25 protein-coding genes and 7 tRNA genes are annotated in these 22,330 nt (G+C 66.7%); 25 read left to right on the top strand and 7 right to left on the bottom strand.

Annotated elements, in window-relative coordinates; translation table 11 throughout:
- Nucleotides 1–4: 4 nt before the first annotated feature.
- The 3 genes from def to KKR91_RS07260 form a co-directional block, all read right to left on the bottom strand.
- Nucleotides 5–595 carry a peptide deformylase gene (gene def, locus KKR91_RS07270; protein WP_210231019.1) on the bottom strand — a complete coding sequence of 197 codons (591 nt, stop codon included), beginning with the start codon at nucleotides 593–595 and terminating at the stop codon, nucleotides 5–7.
- Between the two features lie 269 nt (nucleotides 596–864).
- Nucleotides 865–1,746, bottom strand: a complete 882-nt coding sequence (locus KKR91_RS07265) for a PD-(D/E)XK nuclease family protein (RefSeq protein WP_210231018.1) — start codon at nucleotides 1,744–1,746, stop codon at nucleotides 865–867.
- A gap of 131 nt (nucleotides 1,747–1,877) precedes the next feature.
- Nucleotides 1,878–1,949: transfer RNA gene (locus KKR91_RS07260), tRNA-Val, on the bottom strand.
- A 556-nt stretch (nucleotides 1,950–2,505) separates the two neighbouring features.
- Between KKR91_RS07260 and KKR91_RS07255 the strand changes: the two genes are divergently transcribed.
- From KKR91_RS07255 to KKR91_RS07220, 8 genes are all read left to right on the top strand, one after another.
- Nucleotides 2,506–2,579: transfer RNA gene (locus tag KKR91_RS07255), tRNA-Gly, on the top strand.
- A gap of 61 nt (nucleotides 2,580–2,640) precedes the next feature.
- Nucleotides 2,641–2,714 (top strand) — tRNA-Cys (locus KKR91_RS07250).
- 23 nt (nucleotides 2,715–2,737) lie between these two features.
- A tRNA-Val gene (locus KKR91_RS07245) sits at nucleotides 2,738–2,809 on the top strand.
- Between the two features lie 37 nt (nucleotides 2,810–2,846).
- Nucleotides 2,847–2,920 (top strand) — tRNA-Gly (locus KKR91_RS07240).
- 46 nt (nucleotides 2,921–2,966) lie between these two features.
- Nucleotides 2,967–3,038 (top strand) — tRNA-Val (locus KKR91_RS07235).
- Nucleotides 3,039–3,063: 25 nt separating this feature from the next.
- Nucleotides 3,064–3,137 (top strand) — tRNA-Gly (locus KKR91_RS07230).
- 462 nt (nucleotides 3,138–3,599) lie between these two features.
- Nucleotides 3,600–5,102: an HNH endonuclease signature motif containing protein gene (locus KKR91_RS07225; protein ID WP_210231017.1), complete on the top strand. Its 1,503-nt coding sequence runs from the start codon at nucleotides 3,600–3,602 to the stop codon at nucleotides 5,100–5,102.
- Nucleotides 5,103–5,340: 238 nt separating this feature from the next.
- Entirely contained in the window at nucleotides 5,341–5,598 is a 258-nt protein-coding gene (locus KKR91_RS07220; RefSeq protein WP_210231016.1) for an antitoxin, read from the top strand.
- A gap of 102 nt (nucleotides 5,599–5,700) precedes the next feature.
- On the opposite strand, the gene KKR91_RS07215 is transcribed toward KKR91_RS07220, so the two are convergent.
- Both KKR91_RS07215 and zapE read right to left on the bottom strand, forming a co-directional pair.
- Nucleotides 5,701–6,171: a hypothetical protein gene (locus tag KKR91_RS07215; RefSeq protein ID WP_210231015.1), complete on the bottom strand. Its 471-nt coding sequence runs from the start codon at nucleotides 6,169–6,171 to the stop codon at nucleotides 5,701–5,703.
- A gap of 73 nt (nucleotides 6,172–6,244) precedes the next feature.
- Complete coding sequence (zapE, locus tag KKR91_RS07210) at nucleotides 6,245–7,282, bottom strand: cell division protein ZapE (protein ID WP_210231014.1); 1,038 nt, start codon at nucleotides 7,280–7,282, stop codon at nucleotides 6,245–6,247.
- A gap of 307 nt (nucleotides 7,283–7,589) precedes the next feature.
- Between zapE and KKR91_RS07205 the strand changes: the two genes are divergently transcribed.
- Genes KKR91_RS07205 through ybaK form a run of 3 tightly spaced genes read left to right on the top strand, consistent with a single transcriptional unit; the run spans nucleotide 7,590 to nucleotide 9,572 of the window.
- Nucleotides 7,590–8,495, top strand: coding sequence for a sulfurtransferase (locus KKR91_RS07205; RefSeq protein WP_210231013.1), 906 nt, complete (start codon nucleotides 7,590–7,592; stop codon nucleotides 8,493–8,495).
- A gap of 54 nt (nucleotides 8,496–8,549) precedes the next feature.
- The gene (locus tag KKR91_RS07200; protein WP_210231012.1) at nucleotides 8,550–9,017 is read left to right on the top strand and encodes a SufE family protein; all 468 of its coding nucleotides are present in this window, start codon (nucleotides 8,550–8,552) and stop codon (nucleotides 9,015–9,017) included.
- 51 nt (nucleotides 9,018–9,068) lie between these two features.
- Nucleotides 9,069–9,572: a Cys-tRNA(Pro) deacylase gene (gene ybaK, locus KKR91_RS07195; RefSeq protein WP_210231011.1), complete on the top strand. Its 504-nt coding sequence runs from the start codon at nucleotides 9,069–9,071 to the stop codon at nucleotides 9,570–9,572.
- Nucleotides 9,573–9,581: 9 nt separating this feature from the next.
- On the opposite strand, the gene KKR91_RS07190 is transcribed toward ybaK, so the two are convergent.
- Entirely contained in the window at nucleotides 9,582–10,886 is a 1,305-nt protein-coding gene (locus tag KKR91_RS07190) for an alpha/beta hydrolase family protein (protein ID WP_210231010.1), read from the bottom strand.
- 124 nt (nucleotides 10,887–11,010) lie between these two features.
- On the opposite strand from KKR91_RS07190, the gene KKR91_RS07185 reads away from it, so the two are divergent.
- The 14 genes from KKR91_RS07185 (at nucleotide 11,011) to KKR91_RS07120 (ending at nucleotide 21,641) form a co-directional block, all read left to right on the top strand.
- Nucleotides 11,011–11,502, top strand: a complete 492-nt coding sequence (locus KKR91_RS07185) for a hypothetical protein (protein WP_210231009.1) — start codon at nucleotides 11,011–11,013, stop codon at nucleotides 11,500–11,502.
- A gap of 14 nt (nucleotides 11,503–11,516) precedes the next feature.
- Entirely contained in the window at nucleotides 11,517–11,966 is a 450-nt protein-coding gene (gene msrB, locus KKR91_RS07180; RefSeq protein WP_210231008.1) for a peptide-methionine (R)-S-oxide reductase MsrB, read from the top strand.
- A gap of 6 nt (nucleotides 11,967–11,972) precedes the next feature.
- The gene (locus KKR91_RS07175; protein WP_210231007.1) at nucleotides 11,973–12,518 is read left to right on the top strand and encodes a flavin reductase family protein; all 546 of its coding nucleotides are present in this window, start codon (nucleotides 11,973–11,975) and stop codon (nucleotides 12,516–12,518) included.
- Between the two features lie 300 nt (nucleotides 12,519–12,818).
- Nucleotides 12,819–13,154, top strand: a complete 336-nt coding sequence (locus KKR91_RS07170; RefSeq protein WP_210231006.1) for a ferritin family protein — start codon at nucleotides 12,819–12,821, stop codon at nucleotides 13,152–13,154.
- A gap of 88 nt (nucleotides 13,155–13,242) precedes the next feature.
- Entirely contained in the window at nucleotides 13,243–13,743 is a 501-nt protein-coding gene (locus KKR91_RS07165; protein ID WP_210231005.1) for a hypothetical protein, read from the top strand.
- A complete protein-coding gene (locus KKR91_RS07160; RefSeq protein ID WP_210231004.1) occupies nucleotides 13,740–14,720 on the top strand; it encodes a hypothetical protein in 981 nt (326 codons plus the stop codon). The genes KKR91_RS07165 and KKR91_RS07160 overlap by 4 nt, the downstream gene beginning before the upstream one ends.
- A 13-nt stretch (nucleotides 14,721–14,733) precedes the next feature.
- Complete coding sequence (locus tag KKR91_RS07155; protein ID WP_237687601.1) at nucleotides 14,734–16,059, top strand: V-type ATPase 116kDa subunit family protein; 1,326 nt, start codon at nucleotides 14,734–14,736, stop codon at nucleotides 16,057–16,059.
- Nucleotides 16,056–16,517 carry an ATP synthase subunit C gene (locus KKR91_RS07150; RefSeq protein ID WP_210231002.1) on the top strand — a complete coding sequence of 154 codons (462 nt, stop codon included), beginning with the start codon at nucleotides 16,056–16,058 and terminating at the stop codon, nucleotides 16,515–16,517. Before KKR91_RS07155 ends, KKR91_RS07150 begins: the two co-directional genes overlap by 4 nt.
- Entirely contained in the window at nucleotides 16,514–16,831 is a 318-nt protein-coding gene (locus tag KKR91_RS07145; protein ID WP_210231001.1) for a hypothetical protein, read from the top strand. The genes KKR91_RS07150 and KKR91_RS07145 overlap by 4 nt, the downstream gene beginning before the upstream one ends.
- Nucleotides 16,828–17,352, top strand: a complete 525-nt coding sequence (locus tag KKR91_RS07140) for a hypothetical protein (RefSeq protein WP_210231000.1) — start codon at nucleotides 16,828–16,830, stop codon at nucleotides 17,350–17,352. The genes KKR91_RS07145 and KKR91_RS07140 overlap by 4 nt, the downstream gene beginning before the upstream one ends.
- Entirely contained in the window at nucleotides 17,340–19,160 is a 1,821-nt protein-coding gene (locus tag KKR91_RS07135; RefSeq protein ID WP_210230999.1) for a V-type ATP synthase subunit A, read from the top strand. Before KKR91_RS07140 ends, KKR91_RS07135 begins: the two co-directional genes overlap by 13 nt.
- Nucleotides 19,150–20,559: a V-type ATP synthase subunit B gene (locus KKR91_RS07130; RefSeq protein ID WP_210230998.1), complete on the top strand. Its 1,410-nt coding sequence runs from the start codon at nucleotides 19,150–19,152 to the stop codon at nucleotides 20,557–20,559. The genes KKR91_RS07135 and KKR91_RS07130 overlap by 11 nt, the downstream gene beginning before the upstream one ends.
- A gap of 13 nt (nucleotides 20,560–20,572) precedes the next feature.
- Complete coding sequence (locus KKR91_RS07125; RefSeq protein WP_210230997.1) at nucleotides 20,573–21,172, top strand: V-type ATP synthase subunit D; 600 nt, start codon at nucleotides 20,573–20,575, stop codon at nucleotides 21,170–21,172.
- Between the two features lie 22 nt (nucleotides 21,173–21,194).
- The gene (locus tag KKR91_RS07120; protein ID WP_210230996.1) at nucleotides 21,195–21,641 is read left to right on the top strand and encodes a DUF2809 domain-containing protein; all 447 of its coding nucleotides are present in this window, start codon (nucleotides 21,195–21,197) and stop codon (nucleotides 21,639–21,641) included.
- Here the strand turns inward: KKR91_RS07120 and KKR91_RS07115 are convergent.
- A complete protein-coding gene (locus KKR91_RS07115) occupies nucleotides 21,544–22,272 on the bottom strand; it encodes a cyclase family protein (RefSeq protein WP_337925355.1) in 729 nt (242 codons plus the stop codon). The genes KKR91_RS07120 and KKR91_RS07115 overlap by 98 nt on opposite strands.
- Nucleotides 22,273–22,330: the final 58 nt, after the last annotated feature.

Raw genomic sequence — 22,330 nt, 5'->3', positions numbered from 1 at the left:
GCCGTTAGGCCTGTCCGCCGAAGGAGGATCCGGCGCCGAAGGACCCGCCGCCGAAGCTGGAGCCCACTGTCTGGGCGCGCTCCGCCGTCGTGCGTCCGGCGATGGTTTCGTAGTCGGCCTGGCGGATGGCACGCAGGGCTTTTTTGCGGTTCTCGCCCTCCAGCCGGTCGATGTAGAGCACGCCGTCCAGGTGGTCGGTTTCGTGCTGGAAGCAACGGGCCAGCATTCCTTCGCCCTCAATGGTTACCGGGTTGCCGAACTTGTCGACGCCCGTGACCTTGGTCCAGCGGTAGCGCGGCACCGGATAGCCCAGTCCGGGGATGGACAGGCAGCCTTCGACCTGGTCCTCCTGGCGGTCTTCGCTCAGCTCCAGGACCGGGTTGACGACGTGTCCGGACTGTCCGTCGATCCGGTAGGTGAAGACGCGGAGGCTGACGCCTACCTGCGGTGCGGCCAGGCCAGCACCTTCAACGTCCTCCATCGTCTCTTCCATGTCGGCGACGAGCTTGGCCAGTTCCGGCCCGAATTCCGTGACTTCCTCAGCAGGGGTCCTCAGGACGGGGTCGCCGATAATCCGGATGTTCAGGATTGCCATCTAGGGTTCGTTCCTTACTCGTAACTGCTGACTGACTGTCGTGAAGAGTGAAGTGGGGCTCTGCGCCTGTGGTGCTGTGCTGCTTTGGTGCTGTGGTGAACTGGTGCCGGCGCAGGTGTTGACCGCCTGGCCGCAACAGGCGCACCACAGATAAGCCCGGTACCCAGTCTAGTTGGGCCGGACCGAATGCAACGCCCTGGCCGTGGCCACAGGTGCGTGCAGGCTTCTGCCTGCAGGGTTTTGCTGGCAGGTTTGGGGGGTTAGCGGGCCTAGGAGACGGAGGCCTGCGGTGCCCGCACCGCATGGGAGCCGACGGCGGGCGGTGCGATGGGCAGCAGCGCTCGTCCGGCAGCGGCGACGTCGTAAGAGGTCTGCCAAAGCCGGCGCAGGGCACAGAACTTGAACCAGTGCTGCGGAAGGACGGCGGGGTTGGCGCGCATGGGCCGGACTTCGGTCTGGCCGACGGCGACGCCGAGCAGCAGCGGATCCTCCCCATAGGCCCAGGGCTCCCACACACCGTTTCCGGCGTCCACGAGCGACTCCTTGGCCTTCATTCCGGCGACCAGCTGCATGACGACCTTGTCATCCAGGGGCTTGACCTGCCCGTCGCGGTCGGTGTTCTTGGTCTTGTAGTCGATCAGGCAGAGCCGGCCGTTGATGCGCGCCACCAGGTCCAGGGTTCCGGCGTAGCCCACTTCGTCGTTCCAGACGGTGATCTCCGGCGCGAGGGGCTCTACCTGGTACAGGTCCCACCACTCGTCGAAGCGGTCGGCAAACTGATGTTCGCCATGTTCCTGCAGGGCGGTGCGGGCTGCTTCAAGCTGATGGGGAAGGTCCAATGCACGCAGGGAGACCTGCTCGCAGTAGTGGTGGACCCGGGTTCCGCGTTCTGCGGCCTGGTCCCGATACCGTTCCGAGGCACGCGAGGCTTCCTTGACGATGCTGCGCATAGCCCCCGGATTTCCCAGGCTGGCTGCAAGTTTGGGATCTTTCGCCACGGCTGTGGCCGCCATGTGGCTGTGCCAGCCGTCCAGTGAGGTTGAACCCTGCGCAATAACCGTGGTGATGGAGGGTACCGAGGGAGGCGTGGAGAGGGATCGGGAGTACATCCGCCCGAATTCCGTTGCATGTGCCAGAGCTGGATCAGTCATATCTTCAGTCTGTCATCCGGCACCGACGTTTTCCGATTCCGGTGTCTGTGCGGGGTGTTTACGCTCCTGCGGCGCCTATGCGCTCGTGCAGGGGTTCTTACTCGTGCAGGGTTCTGCAGGGTACTAAGGGGTGGGCGATACTGGGTTCGAACCAGTGACCTCTTCGGTGTGAACGAAGCGCGCTACCACTGCGCCAATCGCCCCCTTGCCGCTGTTGTTTTCACAACTGCAACGTCTAAAGATGCTAGCCCAGATCGCGGCCGACTCCAAACCGCGTCCGGCGACACCCGTCGATGTCTGTCATAGGGCCGACCCGGGAAGTTTCGCCGCCGGTCCATCGCCATCATCATGGCCGCCACCTTTTCTTGCTTTACTTGCCGGCACTGGGCTTTCAATGCTACTTGGGCTACTTGGGCTTACCTCAGGTTGCCCTTGCTTGGCTGGGAGTCCCCATTGGCCGGCGCGGCCTGCCTGCCTGCCACCTACTGGTGCGGCACCCGCTTTCGCCGCGCACCCAGCCCCACCCGTCGTCGTCGTGCCCGTGGAAGGTGGAACGCCGCAGTTTCCCCTGTTCCTGGCTCAACCCCCGGCTGACCTGCGTCGACAAAGCAGCCCGCCGAGGGAGGACCAATCGGCGCCAAAAATGCGCCGATTGGACGAACCTCGAAACGTCCAGTAGAGTTTTTCTTCGTTGGAAAGCGGGAGTTCGCCGCGAAAAGCGAAAGCGATTCGAGTCGATCACACGAACTTCTTCAGCATGCGGACGTAGCTCAGCTGGCTAGAGCACCACCTTGCCAAGGTGGATGTCGCGGGTTCGAATCCCGTCGTCCGCTCGCAAGTCACTGTAAAACCGGTTGATGTTGACCGGCCGGCCTATGCTTATGCAGTGGTCACGGTGGGGTGGCCGAGAGGCGAGGCAGCGGCCTGCAAAGCCGTATACGCGGGTTCGAATCCCGTCCCCACCTCCACGGCTGACTTGCAAGCCCTTTGGGCGCGATTGGCGCAGCGGTAGCGCGCTTCCCTGACACGGAAGAGGTCACTGGTTCGATCCCAGTATCGCGCACTACAGTTTCGGCGTTTTGGCGCACAACTGTGTTTTTGCGGACGTAGCTCAGCTGGCTAGAGCACCACCTTGCCAAGGTGGATGTCGCGGGTTCGAATCCCGTCGTCCGCTCTCTTGACTGCATCGAAGACTCCCCTGGGAGCATTTGATGCATCAAGCGCGATTGGCGCAGCGGTAGCGCGCTTCCCTGACACGGAAGAGGTCACTGGTTCGATCCCAGTATCGCGCACGGACAGTTTCGACTGTCTTGTTTTGCGGACGTAGCTCAGCTGGCTAGAGCACCACCTTGCCAAGGTGGATGTCGCGGGTTCGAATCCCGTCGTCCGCTCGCACTGTTGCTCTTCGGAGTGACGCCGGAAGGAGCAGGCCATTTGGTCTGCTCCTTCTGCGTTTAACGCTCGTTTTATTTTGGCGTTTTGTTCTGGGTGTTTGGAATCTTTACCCCGTGCCCGCCAGTATTCGGCGCGCTGGCGGAGGACAAACCGGGCCAGCAGGGCTATGAAGACTCCGGTCAGGACTACTTGCAGGCCGAGGATGAGCCAGCTCCACGGCCAGGTACGGCAGGAGGATATACACCCGCGAAACGGTCACTGTGATGAACATCGCCGCCAGTATGAGCCGGCGTTGTTTCCGGTTCCGTTCTTTAATTTCCTGCCCGGGGAAGTCCTACTCAGCCTCTCCTCCCCAAACCACTCCTCCACAGGTGTCCTACTGTTCCGCGGGCCGGTTGCTTTTCCACATAATCGAACAAAGATTCGAACCTTCCTGGCATTCCTGAAAGCTTGATCCTATGGACGATGAACGGGAAGCACAGGAGGCACGGCACTCCGGGACGGGCACGGTGGAGCTCGACGGCGTCGTGGCAGTGGTCCGGGAACTCACCACCCGCCTGCACCGCGGGCTGCCCGGCCGGGACCCGGCAGAACTGGTATCGCTGGCCTCGAGCATCGAAGACCTCTCCCGGCTGGTTGACCATCTTCAGGTCGTAACCGCCGCGGCCATGGATAGAGGACGGATCGCCGCCGAAGTATCCGATTCCTGGACGACGCCGGAGGGAGACATCCAGCAGGAATACAAGAACACCGCCGACTATCTAAGGCACCGGCTGCGCATCAGCCGCCGGGAAGCCTGGCGAAGGATACGGCTTGGGTCAACCCTCTCCCCCGCCACCAGCCTGACCGGCCAGCAGATCGAGCCCGAACTGGGCGTGCTGGCTGACAGCGCAGCACGGGGACTGCTCTCCGGGCAGGCTGCACAGACAGTCAGCATGGCGATGAAGCGCGTGCAGGGGTGCGGCACTGCGGAGGAGCGGGCAGCCATGGAGTCAGCGCTAACCGAGGTAGCCGTCAGCCAGGATCTGGATGCCCTCAACGTTGTGGCCAGCGCCTGGATCAATCACGTTGATCCGGATGGGACGGCACCGTCTGAACAGCAGAAGGCCGAACTCCAGGGACTGTTTGTCCGCCGGAAATACCGCGGCCTGCACCGGCTGGACATTTTTGCCACGGAAGACCAATTCGAAACCCTCATGACCGCCCTGACTCCGGAGGCAAGCCCACGCACAGGGCAATGCGCCGGCAGCGTCGCAACAGCTACTGGTGACGCCGCCGCTGCCGCTGGAGGGACCTGCGTGGACCTCGAAGGTAAGGAACGTGCGGTCCCGCCAGATCCCAGGAGCCATGCGCAGAAGTGCTTGGATGGATTGGTTGCGTCCTGCCGGATCGCCCTTGCATCAGGCCAGCTCCCTGCCCACGGGGGATCCAAACCCCAGGTTCTCGCCATCATCCCGTACGAGCAGCTCAGTGAGCGGGTCGCGCGGACGGCTGGCGCATCCAGCGGAAGATCTCAAGGGAGCGCAATGCTCACCTTTGCCGGACCCACCCCGGCCCGCCAGATCCGGCGCCTGGCCTGCGAAGCGGACATCCTTCCCGTAGTCCTGAGTGGAGATGGCCGCATCCTCGATGTTGGCACTGCAGCCCGCTACTTCCCGCCGCACCTTCGGAAAGCCCTCATCGCCAGGGACGGCGGGTGCGCCTTCCCCGGATGCACGGCTCCTGCTCCATGGTGCGAAGCCCACCACATCGAGTATTACTCCCGCGGCGGGACTACCGGCACAGACAATGGCGTGATGCTGTGCGGATTCCACCACCATTTGATTCATGGTGAGAAGTGGCGCATCACCATTCGGAAAGGAGTCCCCTGGTTTGTTCCGCCCACCTATGTTGATCCGTTTCAGACACCATTGCGCAATACGTTCTTTCATCCGTTTCGTCGGCCGCTGCTGTCTGGTTGAATCGGTCTCCACATTCTCCGGACTGAATCAGTCCACTTTCCGCGCTGGAGGTGTCCACGTTATCCGGACTGCAGGGCTCCCCCGGCCTCCCCGGCCGCCCCGGCCTCCCCGGATTCCCATGGCTCCCAGGCCTCCGGGCAGACAAGCCCAAAGCGGAAGTCCTTGGTCAGACTTATCAGTTGACTTACGATTGATGGGAACGGGAAACGTTTGGTTTCCCCTGCGAAAGGAGGTGTCCGTGTCTGTATTTGACGGGCTCAAGGGCAAGGCCGGCGAGCTGAAGGACAAGGCTACTGAGCTTGTGGGCGGAAACGCCGACAAGATCAAGGGCGGTATCGATCACGCAGGAAAGTTCGTCGACCAGAAAACCGGCGGCAAGTACTCCGACAAGATCGGTAACTTCCAGACCAAGGCCTCGGAAGCGGTAGACAAGGTCGACCGCAAGGAAGGTCCCGGCACAGGAACCGAACCCGGACAGACTCCTCCGGCCGTATAGCTTCAGAGCACGACGAAGGCCCTGGTTCCGCTCACAAGGCGGAGCCAGGGCCCTTCGTCATTTAAAGTGCCTTCGTGCGCCTAAAGTGCCCTCGTGGGCCGCTCAGGAAACAGGGATGGTGTATTCCCAGGGCTCGTTGACGTACTTGATCTCCACTGTCGTAGGGCGCTCCGTCACGCCGGCAGGCAGAGGAACGGTATGCGTGGTGGGAGCAATATCGGCAGTGCACGGACCCTCGGCAGAAGCATCGAGAGCAATGGCGATGGTGCCCGCGGAGGTCGCCTCCACGCCGGCCACCACAGGCGGGCAACTGGAACTGCCATAGGTGACCAGGCTCAGGTTTCCTTTGCCGTCGAGGCTGGCAGCAGGCTTCGGGTCCAGATCGACCTCACCTATGAAGGTAGCCTCACCGGAAGGAACCAGCGGCTCAGGGCCGGGCTGCGCGGGACCCACCAACCCAGGCCCGGGAGAATCAGGATCCGCCCCGGGGCCGACTGCCGCGCAACCGGCCAGGACCAGCACCGCGAGTAACGTGGCCGGAAGTACCCTCGCGGAGGCTGGTCGGATGCTCATAGACCCATTCGGGCCTACGGCCAAGCGTTGGACCTACGGCTGAGCGGTAGATCTACGGCAATGCAAACAGCGGTTAGGCTGCTTCGCCCGTCTGGCCTTCGCGCGCCAGGGCGGTCAGTCGCGAAACGGCGCGGAAGTACTTCTTCATGTACCCGCCGTTCATCATTTCCTCCGTGAAGAGCTGATCAAACGGAACACCGCTGGCGAGGATCGGAACATCCTTGTCGTACAGCCGGTCGGCCAGCACCACAAAGCGCAGGGCAACGGACTGCTCAGTGATGGTTCCAACGTTGTGCCACGCCACGGCATCGACACCCTCGATCAGCTGGCGGTAGCGGCTCGGGTGCACGGTGGAGAGGTGGTTGATCAGCGTGCTGAAATCATCGTCCGCAACAACCTTGCCGCTGAATTCGGCCGCCACACGGTCAGCGAGCTCATCCTCGGCTACGGGGTCGGGAGACTGCGGAAGCCCGCGGTGCCGGTAATCCTCGCCGTCGATCCGCACAACGTCGAACTGGTCAGCCAGGACCTGGATCTCCCGCTGGAAGTCGACGGCGGCAAACCGGCCTTCACCGAGGGAACCGGGCAGGGTGTTGGACGTGGCAGCAAGCTTGACGCCGGCATCGGCCAGTTCCCGCATCAGGCGGGACATCAGGACAGTGTCTCCGGGATCGTCGAGCTCGAACTCGTCAATGCAGACCAGCTTGTACGTGCTGAGCGCATCAACGGTCTTGCGGAAGGACAGCGCACCGACGAGGTTCGTGTACTCGACAAAGGTGCCGAAGGCCTTGGGGCCCTCCACCGCATGCCAGAGGGATGCCAGCAGGTGGGTCTTTCCGACACCGAAACCACCATCCAGATAGAACCCCGCCTTGGAGTCGGGCTTCCTGGCGCCGAAGAGCTTGCGCAGACCGGTCGGTTCGGGCACGTCGACGGCGGCAGCAAAGTTTTCCATCGAGGAAACCGCATGCGCCTGCGAGGGCTGCGACGGATCCGGACGGTAGCTGTCAAAGGACACGCTGCCGAAGCGGGGCGAAGGGTAGAACCCCTTCAATAGTTCATCCGTCGAGACCCGGGGAGTCCGCTCTGCAAGGTGCTCCACTTGTGCCACTGTGCGCAATCCGTCCATCCAAGGTAATAGGTGTCAAAGTCAAGGTGCCAAAAGGATCCCACACGGTGGTGCGGCCAGTGGTACCAGATCAGCCGCCGGCAAATGCCGCCGTTGCAACGATACGCCAACAGCCGCCCGGCGGCTGGATTCGCGAAGCCCGGTTTCCACGTTTCCCAGCCGTGCCTGGCGCTCCAAGCAGTGTTTCGGAAGTTTTCGCACCCGCTCATCGTTAGGCTAGAGGTAAGCCCGTGCCGCCGCTTGTGCGTCCGGCAGCAGCAGCTCCGCTTTTTAGAAAGAGACCCCGTACATGTCGCTTGCCCCTGACACCGCATCCAAGTTCGCCGAATATGCCCACCCCGAACGGCTCGTGTCCACCACGTGGCTGGCCGAGAACCTGGGAACGGACGGGCTCGTGGTCCTGGAATCCAACGAGGACATCCTGCTCTACGAAACGGGCCACATCCCGGGTGCACGGAAGATCGACTGGCATACCGACCTGAACGACGCCGATACGCGGGATTTCGTGGACGGTGAGGCTTTCGCCGCGCTCATGTCCCGCAAGGGCATTTCCCGCGACTCGACGGTGGTCATCTACGGCGACAAGAGCAACTGGTGGGCCGCCTATGCGCTCTGGGTGTTCACGCTGTTCGGCCACGAAGACGTGCGCCTGCTCGACGGCGGGCGGGACAAGTGGATCGCTGAAGGCCGCGAGACGACCACGGACAAGCCCGACGTCACCGCCACCGACTATCCCGTCGTCGAACGCAATGACGAGCCGATCCGCGCCTACCTGCCCGACGTCCTCGCGCACCTGGGCAAGGGCCCGCTGATCGATGTCCGCTCCCCCGCCGAATACACCGGCGACCGCACGCACATGCCCGATTACATGGACGAGGGTGCCATGAAGGGCGGGCACATTCCCACCGCGGCATCGGTGCCGTGGGGCAAGGCAGCCGCTGAAGACGGCACCTTCCGCACCCGGCCCGAGCTCGAGGCGCTGTACCAGGACCAGGCAGGGCTTAAGGCAGGGGACGACGTCGTTGCCTACTGTCGGATCGGCGAACGTTCCAGCCATACTTGGTTTGTACTGAAGCACCTGCTGGGTTTTGATTCCGTGCGCAACTACGACGGTTCCTGGACCGAATGGGGCAACGCCGTCCGCGTTCCGATCGTCAAGGGCGAGGCGCCCGGGGAAGCCCCCGCAGCCCGCTAGAGAGCTACACAAACCAGCCAGATCACCAGCACCACAGCGGAAGAGCCACACCATATGACCACCCCTGCATCCACCACCATCCCGGCGCAGCTGGCCGAAATCATCGAGGACTTCCAGGCCCTCGAGGAAGTCGAGCGGCTTGAACTGCTGCTGGAGTTTTCGCGCACCCTGCCGGATCTGCCGGAGCGGCTGGCCGAGCATCCGGAGCAGCTGGAACAGGTCGTCGAGTGCCAGTCACCGCTGTTCCTGACGATCGAGGTGGACGACTCCCCCGAACGCCGGGTGCAGCTGTTCTTCTCGGCACCGCGGGAGGCACCGACCACACGCGGATTCGCCAGCGTGCTCCACGAGGGACTGAACGGCCTTCCGGCCGCGGAGATCCTGGCGGTACCGGCAGATGTGCCGGACCGGCTCGGACTTACCCGGGCCATCACGCCGCTGCGGATGCGCGGAATGTCGGCCATGCTTGGCCGCATCAAGCGCCGGCTCGAGCAGGATGCCCTGAGCAACCACGTGAGCTAACCAGTCTTCACAGCTACCGGACGCCCAGGCGGCCGGGGAACAGGAGTAACCATGGGCGGGCGGAGCAGGACAGCGGGAAGCGCGACGCCGGCCACGCGCGCCCTGGACGCAGAGAAGATCCCGTACGAGACGCTCAGTTACACACACGACCATGACGCGCCCTCGTACGGTCTGGAGGCAGCCGACAAGCTCGGCCTGCCTCCGGAGTGCGTCTATAAAACTCTCATGGTCGATCTGGGCGGACGGCTGGGGGTTGCCATGGTTCCCGTTGCCTACAACCTGGACCTGAAGAAATTCGCGGCGCTGATGGGTGCCCGGAAAGCTTCCATGGCACATCGTGCGGAAGCGGAACGCCGCACCGGCTATGTGGTGGGCGGCATCTCGCCGCTCGGGCAGCGCCATCCCAGCCCCGCAGGCATTGATGCGGCAGCCGAGCTGCTGGACACCATCTATGTCTCCGGCGGCCGGCGGGGATTCCAGATTGGGCTGTCGCCATTCGACCTGATCCGGATGACGCACGCACTGACCGCGCCGATCTCCGTGCTGAAGAGCTAGGACAGGCCCTTAACCCTCGGCGGGATCCGACCGGCGTTCGGCCGGGTGCCGGGTGCGGCCCAGAATGTTGTTGAGCCAGACCAGCACGGTGCCCTCCCAGCGTTCCGGGTCCACGTTGTATTCCTTGGTGTGCCCGGCCTTGGAGAACCGCTCAAACGTCACCACGCCGGGGTTCTTCTCCGCGAGTTCGGCGGACGGACCAGAAGGCACGAACTCATCGGCATCGCTGTGCAGGATCAGGGTCGGGATCCGGATTTCCTCGGCCCGGGAGACCCAGTCCATGCTCTTGAGGTCCAGGGGCGAGGCCAGTCCGGTGAGCGCCCGGCCCGCCGGATTGGAAATCAGCCACTGTCCCAGCCGGCCGGACTGCACCGGAATACGGTTCAGGCGGGCGTGATGGCTGAGCACCTCGATCCAGTTGATCACCGGCCCGTCGAGCACCAGCGCCCGGATGTGCCGGCGCAGCGGCGAACGGTCCGCGGCCTGCAGGCTGACGGCGCCGCCCATCGACCAGCCAAACAGCACCACGTCCTCGGCACCATGGTTCAGGGCATAGCGGATGGCGGCTTCGACGTCGTGCCATTCCGTCAGCCCCAGGCCGTACCGGCCGTCGGATGTATAGGGGGCTTCGCCGTCGTTCCGGTAGGAGATCACCAGGCTGGTCAGCCCGGCCTGCTGCGCGGTGCGGAGGGCACGCAGGCACTCGGTCCGCTGTGCGCCGCGGCCGTGGACCATGATCGCCCAGGTCTTCGCGTCGGGATCGGCGCGGACCAGCCACGCCGGAGCCAGACCGCCGTCGACGGGGACGTTCACCTGTTCCTCGGCGAGGCCGACGGCGGACGGTGAGGGGTAGATGGACCCGCTCCACCAGCCGCGCAGGGCCTTGGCAAGGTCGCCGCTGTACACCTCTTCAACGTCGCGCTGCACGGTGCCTTCACGCGGCACGTAGGAGCGGATGGCACCGATCCGGGCGTGGCCGCGGCCGCCGTCGAAGTAGAGGCTGTAGGTGCCGTCCACGGTCGTATCGTCGTTGGCCGGCAGAATGACCTGTTTGCCGTGTTCGGAATCAATGACTGCAAGAATCTCGAGGTTCGCGTCCCTGGTCCGGCGCGGGGTGACCACCTGGCGGGCAAAATAGACGCCCAGGCCCGACGTCGCGGCAAAAAGCGCCGCAGTGGCGGCAGCTCCCATTCCGGCTCCGAAGGCCGTCCATTTGATCCAGGGGGCGGACAGGCCGGGGGCCGGTGCCGGATCGGCGGCATCCAGGAACGAGGGTACGGGGACGGACAGTCGCGCGGGGATGGAGATAGGCATACTTCCATTCTTACCGACGAATGGAGGTGCTTCCGCCAACCGTGCCGTCGGGGCCGGCATCGTCTGCGCCACACCGAAGCGCCGCGCATCCGCTGCCCTGAGGCCGACGGGCTAGGCTGGCCGCATGACTGCAACAATCGTGGTGCTGACCGAAGAGTCCCTGAACGACGTCGATATCTCCAACCTGCGGTATCTGGTGCAGGACAACCCCGCCCGGTTCGAGGTGCTGGTGCCCTCGGACCCCGGCCGGAACCTGCTGGTGGACGTACTGGATAACCTGAGCCTGCTGGAATTCTCCGCTGCCTTCCGCGACCTCACCGGCGGCAAGCCTACGAAGGACCAGGAAACGAAGGAAGCAACACAGGAACTCGCCGAGTCCCTGCAGCTGCTGAAGGCTTCGGGGCTCGAGGCAACCGGCTCGGTCACCGGCGAGGACCCGGTCCAGGCAGTCGTGGCTGCGGCGAAAGCCTCTGACGCGCAGCAGGTAGTGGTCATCACCACCCCGCACGCCGTGGCGGACACCTTCCGAACCGACTGGGCCAATGAGGCGCAGGACCGCCTCGGCGTGCCGGTGCTGCACCTGTACTCCGGCTCGGGATTTATTGGCGACTCTTAAGCGTTGACGCGGATATGACTGAAGAGACAACCGGAACCGTGCCGGTACAAAAGACCGATGAACAATGGCGCGAGGAACTGAGCCCGGAGGAATACCAGGTTCTCCGCAAGGCCGGAACCGAACGGCCCTACACCGGAGAATACTGGGACACCAAGACCGCCGGGGTGTACCAGTGCCGGGCCTGCGGCAGCGAGCTGTTCACGTCGGGTGAGAAGTTCGATTCCCACTGTGGGTGGCCCTCCTTCTTCGCGCCGCTGGCCGAGGGCAGGGTGCGCTACCTGCACGACCGCAGCATGGGCATGGACCGCATTGAGGTCCGCTGCGCCAACTGCGACTCGCACATGGGGCACCTGTTCGAGGGCGAGGGTTTTGACACCCCCACCGATCAGCGGTTCTGCATCAACTCCATCTCCGTCAAGCTGGTACCCGCTGACGCCGCCGGCAACAACACCGCCGACGAGTAAAAGCCGGTGGAACACGGCGTTTTCCCCGGCGAACCGGTTTCCCCCGCAGAGCTGACCGACGAGGCCATCGACAGCTACCGGCTGCTCAGCGCCGACATCGCCAGCGGGGTGGCCGTGGTGTCCACACGGCTCCGCGGACGGGACTACGCCGCGACAGTCAGTGGGTTCCTGTCGGTTTCCTACGATCCGCCGACCCTGCTGGTGAGCCTCTACGCCGAATCGCGGATCGCCGAGGCCGTGGTGGAGAGCGGCAGCTGGGCGCTGAGCCTGCTCTCCGCCAGCCAGCGCGGCACGGCCAACTGGCTGGCCAGTCCCGGATCGCCGCTCGAAGGGCTCCTCAACCAGGTCAGCTATGGCCGCGGTCCTGCCACCGGCGCTGCCATCATCGAAGGATGCATCGCCTGGTTCGAGGTCCGCACCACGCAGGTCACGACGGCGGCCACCCATCAGCTGGTGGTCGGAGAAGTTGTTGCCATGGGCCGGCGGGCAGCGCCCGACGACGAAGCAGACCCGCTGGTGCACTTCGCCTCGGCCTACGGCCGGCTCGCGTAACTCTCCCGTAACCGGCCAAGAAGGCGGGCCCGGTTTATTCACCGGGCCCGCCTTGTTTGTCCGCAGCGCTGCCTGTCCTGCACCGCCGGCCTATTTTGTCCTGACGCGCCGGTTCACTCGCCCCGCGGCACCTTATTCGCCCGCCCCGCCCGCGCGCCGGACCCGGACCGTTGTGCCCCTGCAGGCCCGAACGTAACCTCGAAGACGGGGATGAAACGGGCGAGCAGCGCTTCTGCACCGCCTCTTCCACGGGTCCCGGACAAGGGGCCGGGACAACGCTGGCCGCATGAGGAGATCTGCATGGGCACCGACCAATATCATGAGCCGCCTTCCGAACTTCCTGCCCATATCCGGACCTTCGCCCGGATGTGCGCCAGCCTGAGCGAAGAGGCCGAGGCCATCGGCTGGTACGTCCAGCGCATGGCCGTGGAGCCTGATGCCGAATCCCGCGCCATCATGAACGACTCATTGGGCGAAGAGTTTAAGCATTTCAGCATGGAACTGGAATTCCTGCTGCGCAGGACGCCGGTGTGGCGGGAAATCGCGCAGGGAATCCTCTTCACCGACGGTGACATCGTGCAACACGGCGAGCAATCCGAGGCCCAAGCGACGGGAGACGACCACGGCGCGGGCTGAAGCTGGCTATCGCAGGGCTAGCTATCGAAAAACCGGCAGTGACCACGCCAGACGCTGACCACGACTGCTTTCCTCAGGAGGTGCTTCTATGGCACGCAACAGTTTGCTGGACAGGTTTCGGCCGGTGGGAGCGCCGGGACCTGCAGGGCCAGCCGGGGTTCCGGCCACCGACGATCAGGGTCCGGCGGCGGAACTCGTTCCGGTGTTCGAAGCACTGGATCCGACGATCCGGCAGGCTCAGGAGCTGACCAAGGACGCGTCCACGAGGGCTGCAGAGACCGTGGCACAGGCCAGGACCCAGGCTGCAGCGATGGTGGAACAGGCCCGGATGGACAGCGGGGCCGTCCGTGCGCAGGCAATTGCGGAAGTTTCGCAGGAAGCCCGCACCGCGGACGAAGAGATGCTCCGCGCGGCGGATGACGAGGCAGCTGAGCTGAAGCGCCGCGGTGAATCCAGGATTCCCCAACTGGCTGCGGTGATCGTGGCCGACCTGGTACAGGATCTGCTCGGAAACGCGCCGGCTCCGTCCGGGGATGCAGCTCCGCCTGGGAATACAGGCGAACCAGATGCAGGCGAAGGCGAAACATGAGATCCGATTGGGTGGCCGCCTCGGTCCGAGCCCGCTCCATGGCCCAGCGCCGGGTGGGAGCCGGCACATGCCGTGAACTGGCCGCTGCAGCGGGGCTGCAGGCCGTGCTCCCCCGGCTTGCCGATTCGGTATATGGGGACGAACTGAGCGGGGTCCGCACGCTCGCGCAGGCGCAGCGGGCCACGCGCAGGACGGTCCTCTGGCAGCTTCGGGTCCTCGCCGGCTGGCTGCCCGCCGGCGGCACCCGGCTGATCCGTGCGGCGGCTGCGGTGTTCGAGGCGGACAACATCCTGGCCCTGGACCGGGCGCTCCATCGGAATCAGCCAGCCGGCGGGAGTCCGGACTTTGACCTCGGCGGCCTGGCCACGGCGTGGCCGCGGCTGCGGACCGCCGCCACCGCTGAAGAACTGCGGGCGGCGCTGGCCACGTCTCCCTGGGGCGATCCGGGACCGGATACCTCTGCCGCGGACGTACTGACCGTTGTCTGGCTGCGCCGGCTGGCTTCCGAAGCGGCGGCAGTGCGTCCATGGGCGGCAACGGCCGGGGTGCTGATCTGCGCCCGGCTGCTCCTGGTGGAACGTACCGAACCGGGCGAGCGGCTGGTCTCGCTGCTGCGGCCCCTGATCGGAACCGGCTGGACCGGCAGCGACGGGCTTCAGGCGCTGCGCAGCTCGCTTCCCCCTGCCTCTGCCCAGGTCCTGGAGGGTGTCGAGTCGACCTCGGATCTGTGGCGGGCTGAAGCCGGGTTTGCCGGCAGGGTGGAAGCCGACGGCTTTAGCCTGCTCCGTGCCGGGCTGCCCGGCCCGGACGTGGTGCTTGGCGCGATGGCGGTGTTGGCGGCGGATGCCTGGCGGGTGCGGGCGGCATTGGCTGCTGCAACGCTGAACACTGCAGGCGGCACCACAGCAACCGGCGCTTCAGGAACCAGCCTTTCCGCACCCACCGGAACCAGCGAGGTACTCGATGCCGTGGCGTGAGACCTTGAGTCCAATGCGGATGGAGCGGGTGGCCCTGGTGGCCCCGCTGGAATCCCGGCGCGAGATGCTCACCGAGGTGGCCCGAAGCGCCGCCGTCGAGCTCGACCTGCCCTACGAGCCCGGTACCGGACCGGAGGAAATCGACCGGGCGGCAGATGCCGCCGTCGTGCATGGTTCCGTCGCAGCCCTCGTGGGCTGGTCACCAACCCAGAAGCTGTCCTCGCTGCAGGAAGCGCTGGAACCCCACGGCGCGTCCGCCGTCCCGCTCAAGCGGCCGCGTGGCGTCCAGCCGCCCACGCTGCTGACCGGTGATGAGCCGGCCCGGAAGCAGACCCCGGTGCTCTCCCGTCTGCTCGTGGACACCTACACCACCGTTCCCTACGCCGATCTGGATCCGGCGCGGATCGCGGGGGTGGCCTATGTGGTCATGTTCGGCATGATGTTCGGCGACGCCGGGCAGGGTGCCCTGCTGGTGGTCGCGGGGCTGCTGCTCCGGTTCCTGCCGCGGCTGCAGCGGTTCCGCCGGACCTGGCTGTTCATTACCGGCGCCGGGGTTGCCGCAGTGTTCTTCGGGTTCCTCTACGGCGAGTTTTTCGGGCCCACCGGGGTGCTTCCGGTGCTGTGGTTGGACCCGCTGGAGGAACCGATTCCGCTGCTGGTCGCCGCACTGGTGCTGGGCGCCGTACTGCTGGCCGGATCCTATGTGCTGGGCACCATCAACCGGGTCCGCGAAGGCGGCTGGGGGTACGCCCTGTATGCCAGGTCCGGGCTGGCCGGAGCACTGCTGTTCGCGGCAATCGGCCTGGTGGCCTGGGGACTGCTGGCTGCAGAACCGGTGATCCTCGTGGTTGCCGCAGTGGTGGCACTGCTGGCGCTGGTCCTGATGTTCATCGGGCTGTTCGCCGAGTCCGGCGGCGGCGCCACCGGCGGCCTGCAGGCCAGCGTCGAACTGGTGGACAGCGTGGTGCAGCTGGGCTCCAACCTGGTCTCCTTCACCCGGCTCGCTGCCTTCGGCCTCACCCACGCCGCACTGATGATGGTCGTCTGGCAGGCCACCACGGCGTTATGGGCTCCGGATTGGCGGGCCGTAGCCGCCGTCGTCGTCTTCATCATCGGCAATGCCCTGACCTTTGCGCTGGAAGGCCTGGTCGCCGGAATCCAGGCCCTGCGGCTGGAGTACTACGAGCTGTTTTCCCGGATTTTCCAAGACGAAGGACGACGGTTCCGGCCGTGGAATCCGGACACCGGCACCTCAACACCGGAGACCGGAACCGGAACCGGCACCGGCACCGGAACCGGAACACCATCCCTCAGCCCCGCTGAAAGGCACCTCCCATGAATCCCTGGCTTACCGGCCTTCCGCTGGTGCTCCTCCTCGCGGTCCTACTCACTCTGGGTGCAGTGGCCCTGCTCCGGCACAACAGACGCACCGGCATCAAGGCCCTGCTGGGCCTGAACGCGGCGCTGATGGCCGGCGCCCTGGCACTGTTTGCCGTGGCACTGAACGCTGCTCCCGCAACGGCCGGAGCGGGCGACGGCGGCGCTGCGGCCACCGCTGTCGCCGCGGCTACCGAGGGCAGCGACAGCAGCGGCGCAGCCCTGATCGGAGCGGCCATTGCCGTGGCCGGTTCGTCCATCGGTGCGGCCATCGCAGTGGCCTACACCGGATCGGCGGCGCTGGCAGCCATGAGCGAGCGGCCGGAGATCTTTGGCCGGGCCATGGTCGTGGTGGGCCTCGCCGAGGGCATCGCGATCTACGGGCTGATCATCTCGATCATCCTCATCGGCCAGGCATGAGCAGCGCGGACGTGAACGAGGCGGAGACGGGCTCGGGACCAGGCGGCGGAACCGGCGGCGCGGGCACCGACCGCGGCACCGGAAGCAACGGCACCGGAACCGTCGCGGCGCTTGGCGAGCCCGCCCTGCTCCAGGGCTACCGCCTCGCCGGTGCGGTCCTCTTTCCGGCCAGCTCAGAGACGGAAATCCGCGCCGCATGGTCCACCCTCCCCGACACCGTTGCCGCGGTCGTGCTGACGCCGGCCGCCGCCGAAGTCCTCGCCGGAGATCTCGCAGACCCGTCCGCTCCGCTGACCGTGGTGCTCCCCCGATGAGCCGGCTGCCCTCCGGATCCGACACCGCCCTCGAGCCGGTGCGCTACGCCTTGCGCCGCGGCGCGGAGACGGACGCCCGGGGCACGGCCGAGGGCGCCAGGCAGCAGGCCGAACAGATCCTGGCTGCGGCCCGGGACGAGGCGGAGCAGATCCGCCGGACCGCCGAGCAGCAGGGCCGCGAAGCAGCGCGGGCGGAAGCTGCCGGAAGGTCGGCACGCATCCGCCGCGAGGGTCGGCGCACCGTGCTGGCCCAGCAGGAAGCCCTTCGGACCGAGCTGAACCGGCAGGTCCTGGAGCAGGCACGCGGGCTGCGCAGCGATCCGCGCTATCCGCAGATGCTCCGCCGGCTCACCGACCGGGCAGACCGGATCCTGGGCCCGATGGCCTCCGTGACGGAGAGCTACAAGGGCGGCATCACCGGGACCGCCGGATCACGGCATCTGGATCTCTCGCTTCCGGCCCTGGCCGAACAGGCGCTGGAACGGCATTCCGGGGAGGTGCAGCGGCTATGGGCACAGTAGCTGACAGCACATCCGGCCCGGCCAAAACCGGCACCATCACCCGGGTCAGCGGACCGCTGGTGGAAATCACCGGCCTGCCCGGACTCTCCATGCTGGAAGTGGTGGCCGTGGGACCGGACCGGATCTCCGCGCAGGCGGTGTCCATCAACGGCGCGGATGCCACCTTGCAGGCCTACGAGTACACCGGCGGGCTGAAGGCCGGCGACCGGGTCCAGCGCACCGGGCACCAGCTCTCCGGCCTGCTCGGTCCCGGGCTGCTGGGCACGGTGTTCGACGGCCTGCTCCGCCCGCTGTCCTCTGCGCCGCTGTGGCTGACCCAGGACCGGCAGTCATCAGCGGAGGATCCGGCGGTGCTGGAAACCGCATGGAATTTCACGCCGTCGGTCTCAGTGGGCGACACCGTTCAGCCGGGGCAGGTGCTCGGGACCGTGCCGGAAGCGGGCACCATCGAGTTCCGGGTCCTGGTGCCGCCGAACATCAGCGGGGAGGTGCAGTGGCTCGCCGATGGCCCCGTCCGTCCCCTCGATCCGGTGGCCCATGTGGGCGGAACCGATGTGCCGCTGGCGCAGCAGTGGCCGGTCCACCGTCCGCGGCCGTTCGGCGAGCGCCTGACCGACGTCGTTCCCCTGCAGACCGGTCAACGGGTGCTGGATCTGCTCTTCCCCGTTCCCCGCGGCGCGGCAGCCGCGGTGCCCGGCGGCTTCGGCACCGGCAAGACGCTGACCCTGCAGCAGATCGCCAAATGGTCCGACGCGGACGTGATCGTCTATGTCGGCTGCGGCGAGCGCGGCAATGAGATGGCCGACGTGCTGGACGGGCTCAGCGGCCTCGACGACCCCCGGACCGGCGGCAAGCTACTGGACCGCACCGTGATCATCGCCAATACCTCCAACATGCCCATGATGGCCCGGGAGGCGTCCATCGCCACCGGTGTCACCGTGGCGGAGTTCTTCCGCGACATGGGGTACGACGCCGTCGTCATTGCCGACTCCACCTCCCGCTGGGCCGAAGCGCTGCGCGAGTTTGCCAACCGCAACGGCGACCTCCCCGCTGAGGAGGGCTATCCGGCGTCCCTGGCCAGTGAGCTGGCGGCTTTCTACGAACGGGCGTCGCTGGTCCGCACCTTGGGCGGGGCGACGGCGTCGGTCACCGTGATCGGGGCTGTCTCCCCTCCCGGCGGCGACATGAGTGAACCGGTCACCACTGACACCCAGCGCTTTGTGCGCACCCTCTGGACGCTGGACCGGGATCTGGCCTATTCCCGGCACTACCCTGCGGTCAGCTGGCGCGGTTCCTTCTCCCGGGACGCCGACGCGCTCGGCCGGTGGCACGCCGGACACGGGGATCCGCTCTGGGCGCAGCGCCGTGCCTCTGCCTCCCTGCTGCTCTCCGAAGCGGACCGGCTCACCGCACTGGCCGAGATCATCGGCACTGCGTCCCTGCCGGGACATGAGCAGATGGTGCTGCTGGGCGGGCGGCTGGTGCGCGACGGCGTGCTGCTGCAGAACGCACTGAGCCCCAATGACGGGTACAGCTCGGCGGAAAAGGGTTCGGCCCTGCTGCAGATCGTGCTCGACGTGGTGGACGTGTGCCAGGCGCTGGTGGCCCGCGGGGTGCCGGCGGCCGACGTCGAACGCGTGGACTTCACCCGGATCCTGCGGCTGCGCGAGGACACCGGGCCCACCGATGCCGACGGCGTCCTGGCCCGCGGCCGCGACTTTATCCGCCAGCTGGAGCAGCTTCACGGGTCAGGGCCCGATGAGAACCACGGGGACGGCCCCGGGAACGGAGACACGCGTGAGCAGTAATGACGGCACCACCCCGGTGGGCCACAGCGGTGTCCGCGAACTGCGCGGGCCCCTGCTGGTCCTGGGCGAGGCCGACGGCGTGGGCTGGGACGAGTTCGCCACCGTCGGTATCGCCGGGCAGCCGGACCGGCACGGACTGGTGCTGGAGGTCGACGGTGACGAAGTCACCCTGCAGGTCCTGGAAGGCACCGAGGGGTTGTCGCTGGGCGGCATCGAGGTCCGGTTCCAAGGCCGGCCACTGGCGGTGCCCACGGGTACGGGCTGGCTCGGGCGGGTCTGCAACGGCCGCGGCGAACCGCTCGACGGCGGCCCTCCCGTCAGCGCCGAGACTGCGGCACCGGTGGGCGGCTGGCCGCTGAATCCCGTGTACCGCGAACCGCCGCAGGATCCGGTCATCACCGGAGTCTCCGCCGTCGACGCCCTGACCACCCTGGTCCGCGGACAGAAGCTGCCCATCTTCTCCGTCCCTGGCCTGCCGCACCTGACCCTGGCCACGCAGATCGCCGCGCAGGCCACCACCACCTCGGGACGGTCCTTCCGGGTGGTCTTCGCCGCCATGGGCATGACCCACGCGGATATTGCCTTTGTCCGGGACCAGCTGGAGGAGCGCTCCGCCGCCGGTGAACTGGTGCTGCTGCTCAATGCCGCCGGGGATCCGGTGATCGAACGCATCCTGACCCCGCGGATTGCCCTGACCGTCGCGGAGTCCCTTGCCTACGACTCAGGCTCGGACGTGCTGGTGGTCATGTCGGACATGACCACCTACGCCGAGGCCGTGCGCGAAGTATCGGCCGCGCGGCGGGAGATACCTGCCCGCCGCGGTTACCCCGGCTACCTCTACAGCGATCTGGCCGAACTGTACGAGCGCTGCGGCCGGGTGCGCGGCCGCGAAGGATCCGTGACGATCGTGCCGGTGCTGACCATGCCCGCCGGGGACATCACCCATCCCGTGCCGGACCTGACCGGATACATCACCGAGGGACAGGTGGTCCTGGATCCCGACGTCGACGCCCGCGGCATCTATCCGCCGGTGGACGTGCTCTCCTCCCTGTCACGGCTGATGCGCAGCGGCGCCGGGAAGGGCCGCACCCGGGAGGACCACCTGGACGTTGCGGCGCAGATCCTCTCCGGGATGGCCCGTGCCCGGTCAGCCGCCGAGCTGGCCGAGCTGGTGGGCACTGCGGCGCTGAGCGAGACGGACAACGCGTATATCGAGTTCCGGACCGTGGTGGAGCGGGATCTGCTCAACCAGGGCCGGGACGAACTGCGGACCTTCGATGAAACCATGGACCGGGCTTGGCAGGCCCTCGCGCTGCTGCCGCGGCGGGAACTGACCATGCTCTCCGAGGAGTTCCTGGACAAGTACCTGCCCGGTCCGATCGGCGGGGCCAGGTTGTGAGCGGGTTTCAGCTGTGAGCGGGTTTCGCAGCGGCGGCAGCCGGGCCGAAAAGGCTGATGTTGAGCGCCGCCTGGCCACCGCCACCCGCGGAGCCGAGCTGCTGGACCGCAAGCAGCGGATCCTGCGGCTGGCCATCGACGGGCTGCAGGAAGAGGCCGACGCCGCCCGGCTGGCCTGGGAGCAGGCCGCCGCCGAGGCGGCAGTGTGGTTGAAACGGGCGGCCGGCCTGGACGGTGAGGACAGGATCGCCCAGTCCGCACCGGCCGAACCGGCAGCGGTGCAGGTGCGGTGGGGTGGCGCCATGGGGATCTCCTACCCCGAGGGGTCCGAATGTCTGTTGCCCGCACAATCCCCGGGCGGCGGAAGCTCAGCCCTGGCTTTCGCGGCGGCCTCACACCGGGCCGCGCTGGAAGCCGCGGTTGCGGCTGCGAGCGCCGGGCGGGCCCTGCAGCTGGTGTCAGCCGAACTGGCATCCACCCGCACCCGGCAGCGGGCCGTCGAAAACCGGTGGATCCCCAACCTGCAGGATCAGCTGGGCAGAATTGAACGCAAGGTGGCCGAGCAGGAACTGGAGGAGAGCCTGCGGCTGCGCTGGTCTGCGGGGATCATTTAAGCGCCTGGGGTAGCCTGCGTTCATGTCTGCCGTGCATCCCCTGAAACCCGTGCCCGCTCCCCGGGAGCTGTTGCCTCACGAGGTGCTGCTCCGCCGCGCCGCCCTGGCCTGCGGTGCCGTGGCCGTCGTGGCCGCAGGACTCTGGGCGCGCACCGGGCTGGCTGGCACAGCCGGCGACGCGGCCGGCGGGATCCTTTACGCCGTCCTGCTCTACCTGCTGCTGGCCTTCGCGGCACCCCGGGCGCGGAGCCTTACGATCGCCGCAGCCGCCGTCGTGCTCTGTGGCGTGATCGAGCTGTTTCAGCTGACGCCGTGGCCGGCCCGGTGGGCCGAACTGTGGCCGCCGCTGCGGCTGGTCTTGGGCACCACCTTCAATCCCTGGGACCTGCCCGCCTATGCGGCAGGCGGCTTCGCGGCGGGGCTCGCGGACCATCTGCTGCGGCGGGTCGGCGCGAGCCGGCGCCGGTGACGAAACGTCCGTGAGTCCATGAGTCCGTGGGCTCGTCAGAGCTGAATGCGGCAGCGCGGACCGGCGAACCGTCCACTCCCGACAGGCGCAGCGGCAGGGCGGAGAACAGCGGGTCCGGCCAGGTCACGGCGCCCAGGTTGGTCAGGTTTTCGACGATCCCGCCGCCGGCTCCCAGGAACACGTCGTGGAACCGAAGCTGCGGAATCCCGCTGGACCCGGGCAGCGGCGTCGGATCCGGATTAAGCGTGTCCACCCCGACCAGCCGGACTCCGGCCGCGACCAGGCGTTCGGCGATCTCGGGATGGAACGAGGGGTGCCGCAGGTAGCGGGGCGTGTTGAAGTACCTCGACCAGCCGGTGGAGAACAGCACAATCGTGCCGGGCATCAGCCCGTCCAATCCTGGTGCAACGTCCTGCCAGCGGATGACCGTCAGGTCGGCCAGATCCCCACCGGCTGACACACATGCAGGCCCCACGATCCGGGCCGGACCCGCCAGCTGCTCCAGCGGCAGTTCATCCACCGCCGCCCCGCCCGGAACCGTGTGCAGCGGTGCATCCAGGTGGGTTCCGGTGTGGCTGCCCAAATGCAGTTCGGCTACTTTTTGAGCCGTCCGCCTCAACCGTGGCGGCATTGCTGATGGCCACCTCCGGATCCCCCGGGAACACCTGCATGCCGGTTGCCACGGGATG

Origin of the sequence: Arthrobacter jiangjiafuii (genome assembly GCF_018622995.1) — a bacterium.
GTDB classification, from domain to species: domain Bacteria; phylum Actinomycetota; class Actinomycetes; order Actinomycetales; family Micrococcaceae; genus Arthrobacter_B; species Arthrobacter_B jiangjiafuii.
This window is presented reverse-complemented; position numbering and strand designations above follow the sequence as displayed.

What these genes read in the sequence shown, in the direction of transcription:
- def (WP_210231019.1), bottom strand. Translation starts at nt 595, where the DNA reads ATGGCAATCCTGAACATCCGGATTATCGGCGACCCCGTCCTGAGGACC.
- KKR91_RS07265 (WP_210231018.1), bottom strand. Translation starts at nt 1,746, where the DNA reads ATGACTGATCCAGCTCTGGCACATGCAACGGAATTCGGGCGGATGTAC.
- KKR91_RS07225 (WP_210231017.1), top strand. Translation starts at nt 3,600, where the DNA reads ATGGACGATGAACGGGAAGCACAGGAGGCACGGCACTCCGGGACGGGC.
- KKR91_RS07215 (WP_210231015.1), bottom strand. Translation starts at nt 6,171, where the DNA reads ATGAGCATCCGACCAGCCTCCGCGAGGGTACTTCCGGCCACGTTACTC.
- KKR91_RS07205 (WP_210231013.1), top strand. Translation starts at nt 7,590, where the DNA reads ATGTCGCTTGCCCCTGACACCGCATCCAAGTTCGCCGAATATGCCCAC.
- KKR91_RS07200 (WP_210231012.1), top strand. Translation starts at nt 8,550, where the DNA reads ATGACCACCCCTGCATCCACCACCATCCCGGCGCAGCTGGCCGAAATC.
- ybaK (WP_210231011.1), top strand. Translation starts at nt 9,069, where the DNA reads ATGGGCGGGCGGAGCAGGACAGCGGGAAGCGCGACGCCGGCCACGCGC.
- KKR91_RS07190 (WP_210231010.1), bottom strand. Translation starts at nt 10,886, where the DNA reads ATGCCTATCTCCATCCCCGCGCGACTGTCCGTCCCCGTACCCTCGTTC.
- KKR91_RS07185 (WP_210231009.1), top strand. Translation starts at nt 11,011, where the DNA reads ATGACTGCAACAATCGTGGTGCTGACCGAAGAGTCCCTGAACGACGTC.
- msrB (WP_210231008.1), top strand. Translation starts at nt 11,517, where the DNA reads ATGACTGAAGAGACAACCGGAACCGTGCCGGTACAAAAGACCGATGAA.
- KKR91_RS07170 (WP_210231006.1), top strand. Translation starts at nt 12,819, where the DNA reads ATGGGCACCGACCAATATCATGAGCCGCCTTCCGAACTTCCTGCCCAT.
- KKR91_RS07165 (WP_210231005.1), top strand. Translation starts at nt 13,243, where the DNA reads ATGGCACGCAACAGTTTGCTGGACAGGTTTCGGCCGGTGGGAGCGCCG.
- KKR91_RS07160 (WP_210231004.1), top strand. Translation starts at nt 13,740, where the DNA reads ATGAGATCCGATTGGGTGGCCGCCTCGGTCCGAGCCCGCTCCATGGCC.
- KKR91_RS07155 (WP_237687601.1), top strand. Translation starts at nt 14,734, where the DNA reads ATGCGGATGGAGCGGGTGGCCCTGGTGGCCCCGCTGGAATCCCGGCGC.
- KKR91_RS07150 (WP_210231002.1), top strand. Translation starts at nt 16,056, where the DNA reads ATGAATCCCTGGCTTACCGGCCTTCCGCTGGTGCTCCTCCTCGCGGTC.
- KKR91_RS07145 (WP_210231001.1), top strand. Translation starts at nt 16,514, where the DNA reads ATGAGCAGCGCGGACGTGAACGAGGCGGAGACGGGCTCGGGACCAGGC.
- KKR91_RS07140 (WP_210231000.1), top strand. Translation starts at nt 16,828, where the DNA reads ATGAGCCGGCTGCCCTCCGGATCCGACACCGCCCTCGAGCCGGTGCGC.
- KKR91_RS07135 (WP_210230999.1), top strand. Translation starts at nt 17,340, where the DNA reads ATGGGCACAGTAGCTGACAGCACATCCGGCCCGGCCAAAACCGGCACC.
- KKR91_RS07120 (WP_210230996.1), top strand. Translation starts at nt 21,195, where the DNA reads ATGTCTGCCGTGCATCCCCTGAAACCCGTGCCCGCTCCCCGGGAGCTG.
- KKR91_RS07115 (WP_337925355.1), bottom strand. Translation starts at nt 22,272, where the DNA reads ATGCCGCCACGGTTGAGGCGGACGGCTCAAAAAGTAGCCGAACTGCAT.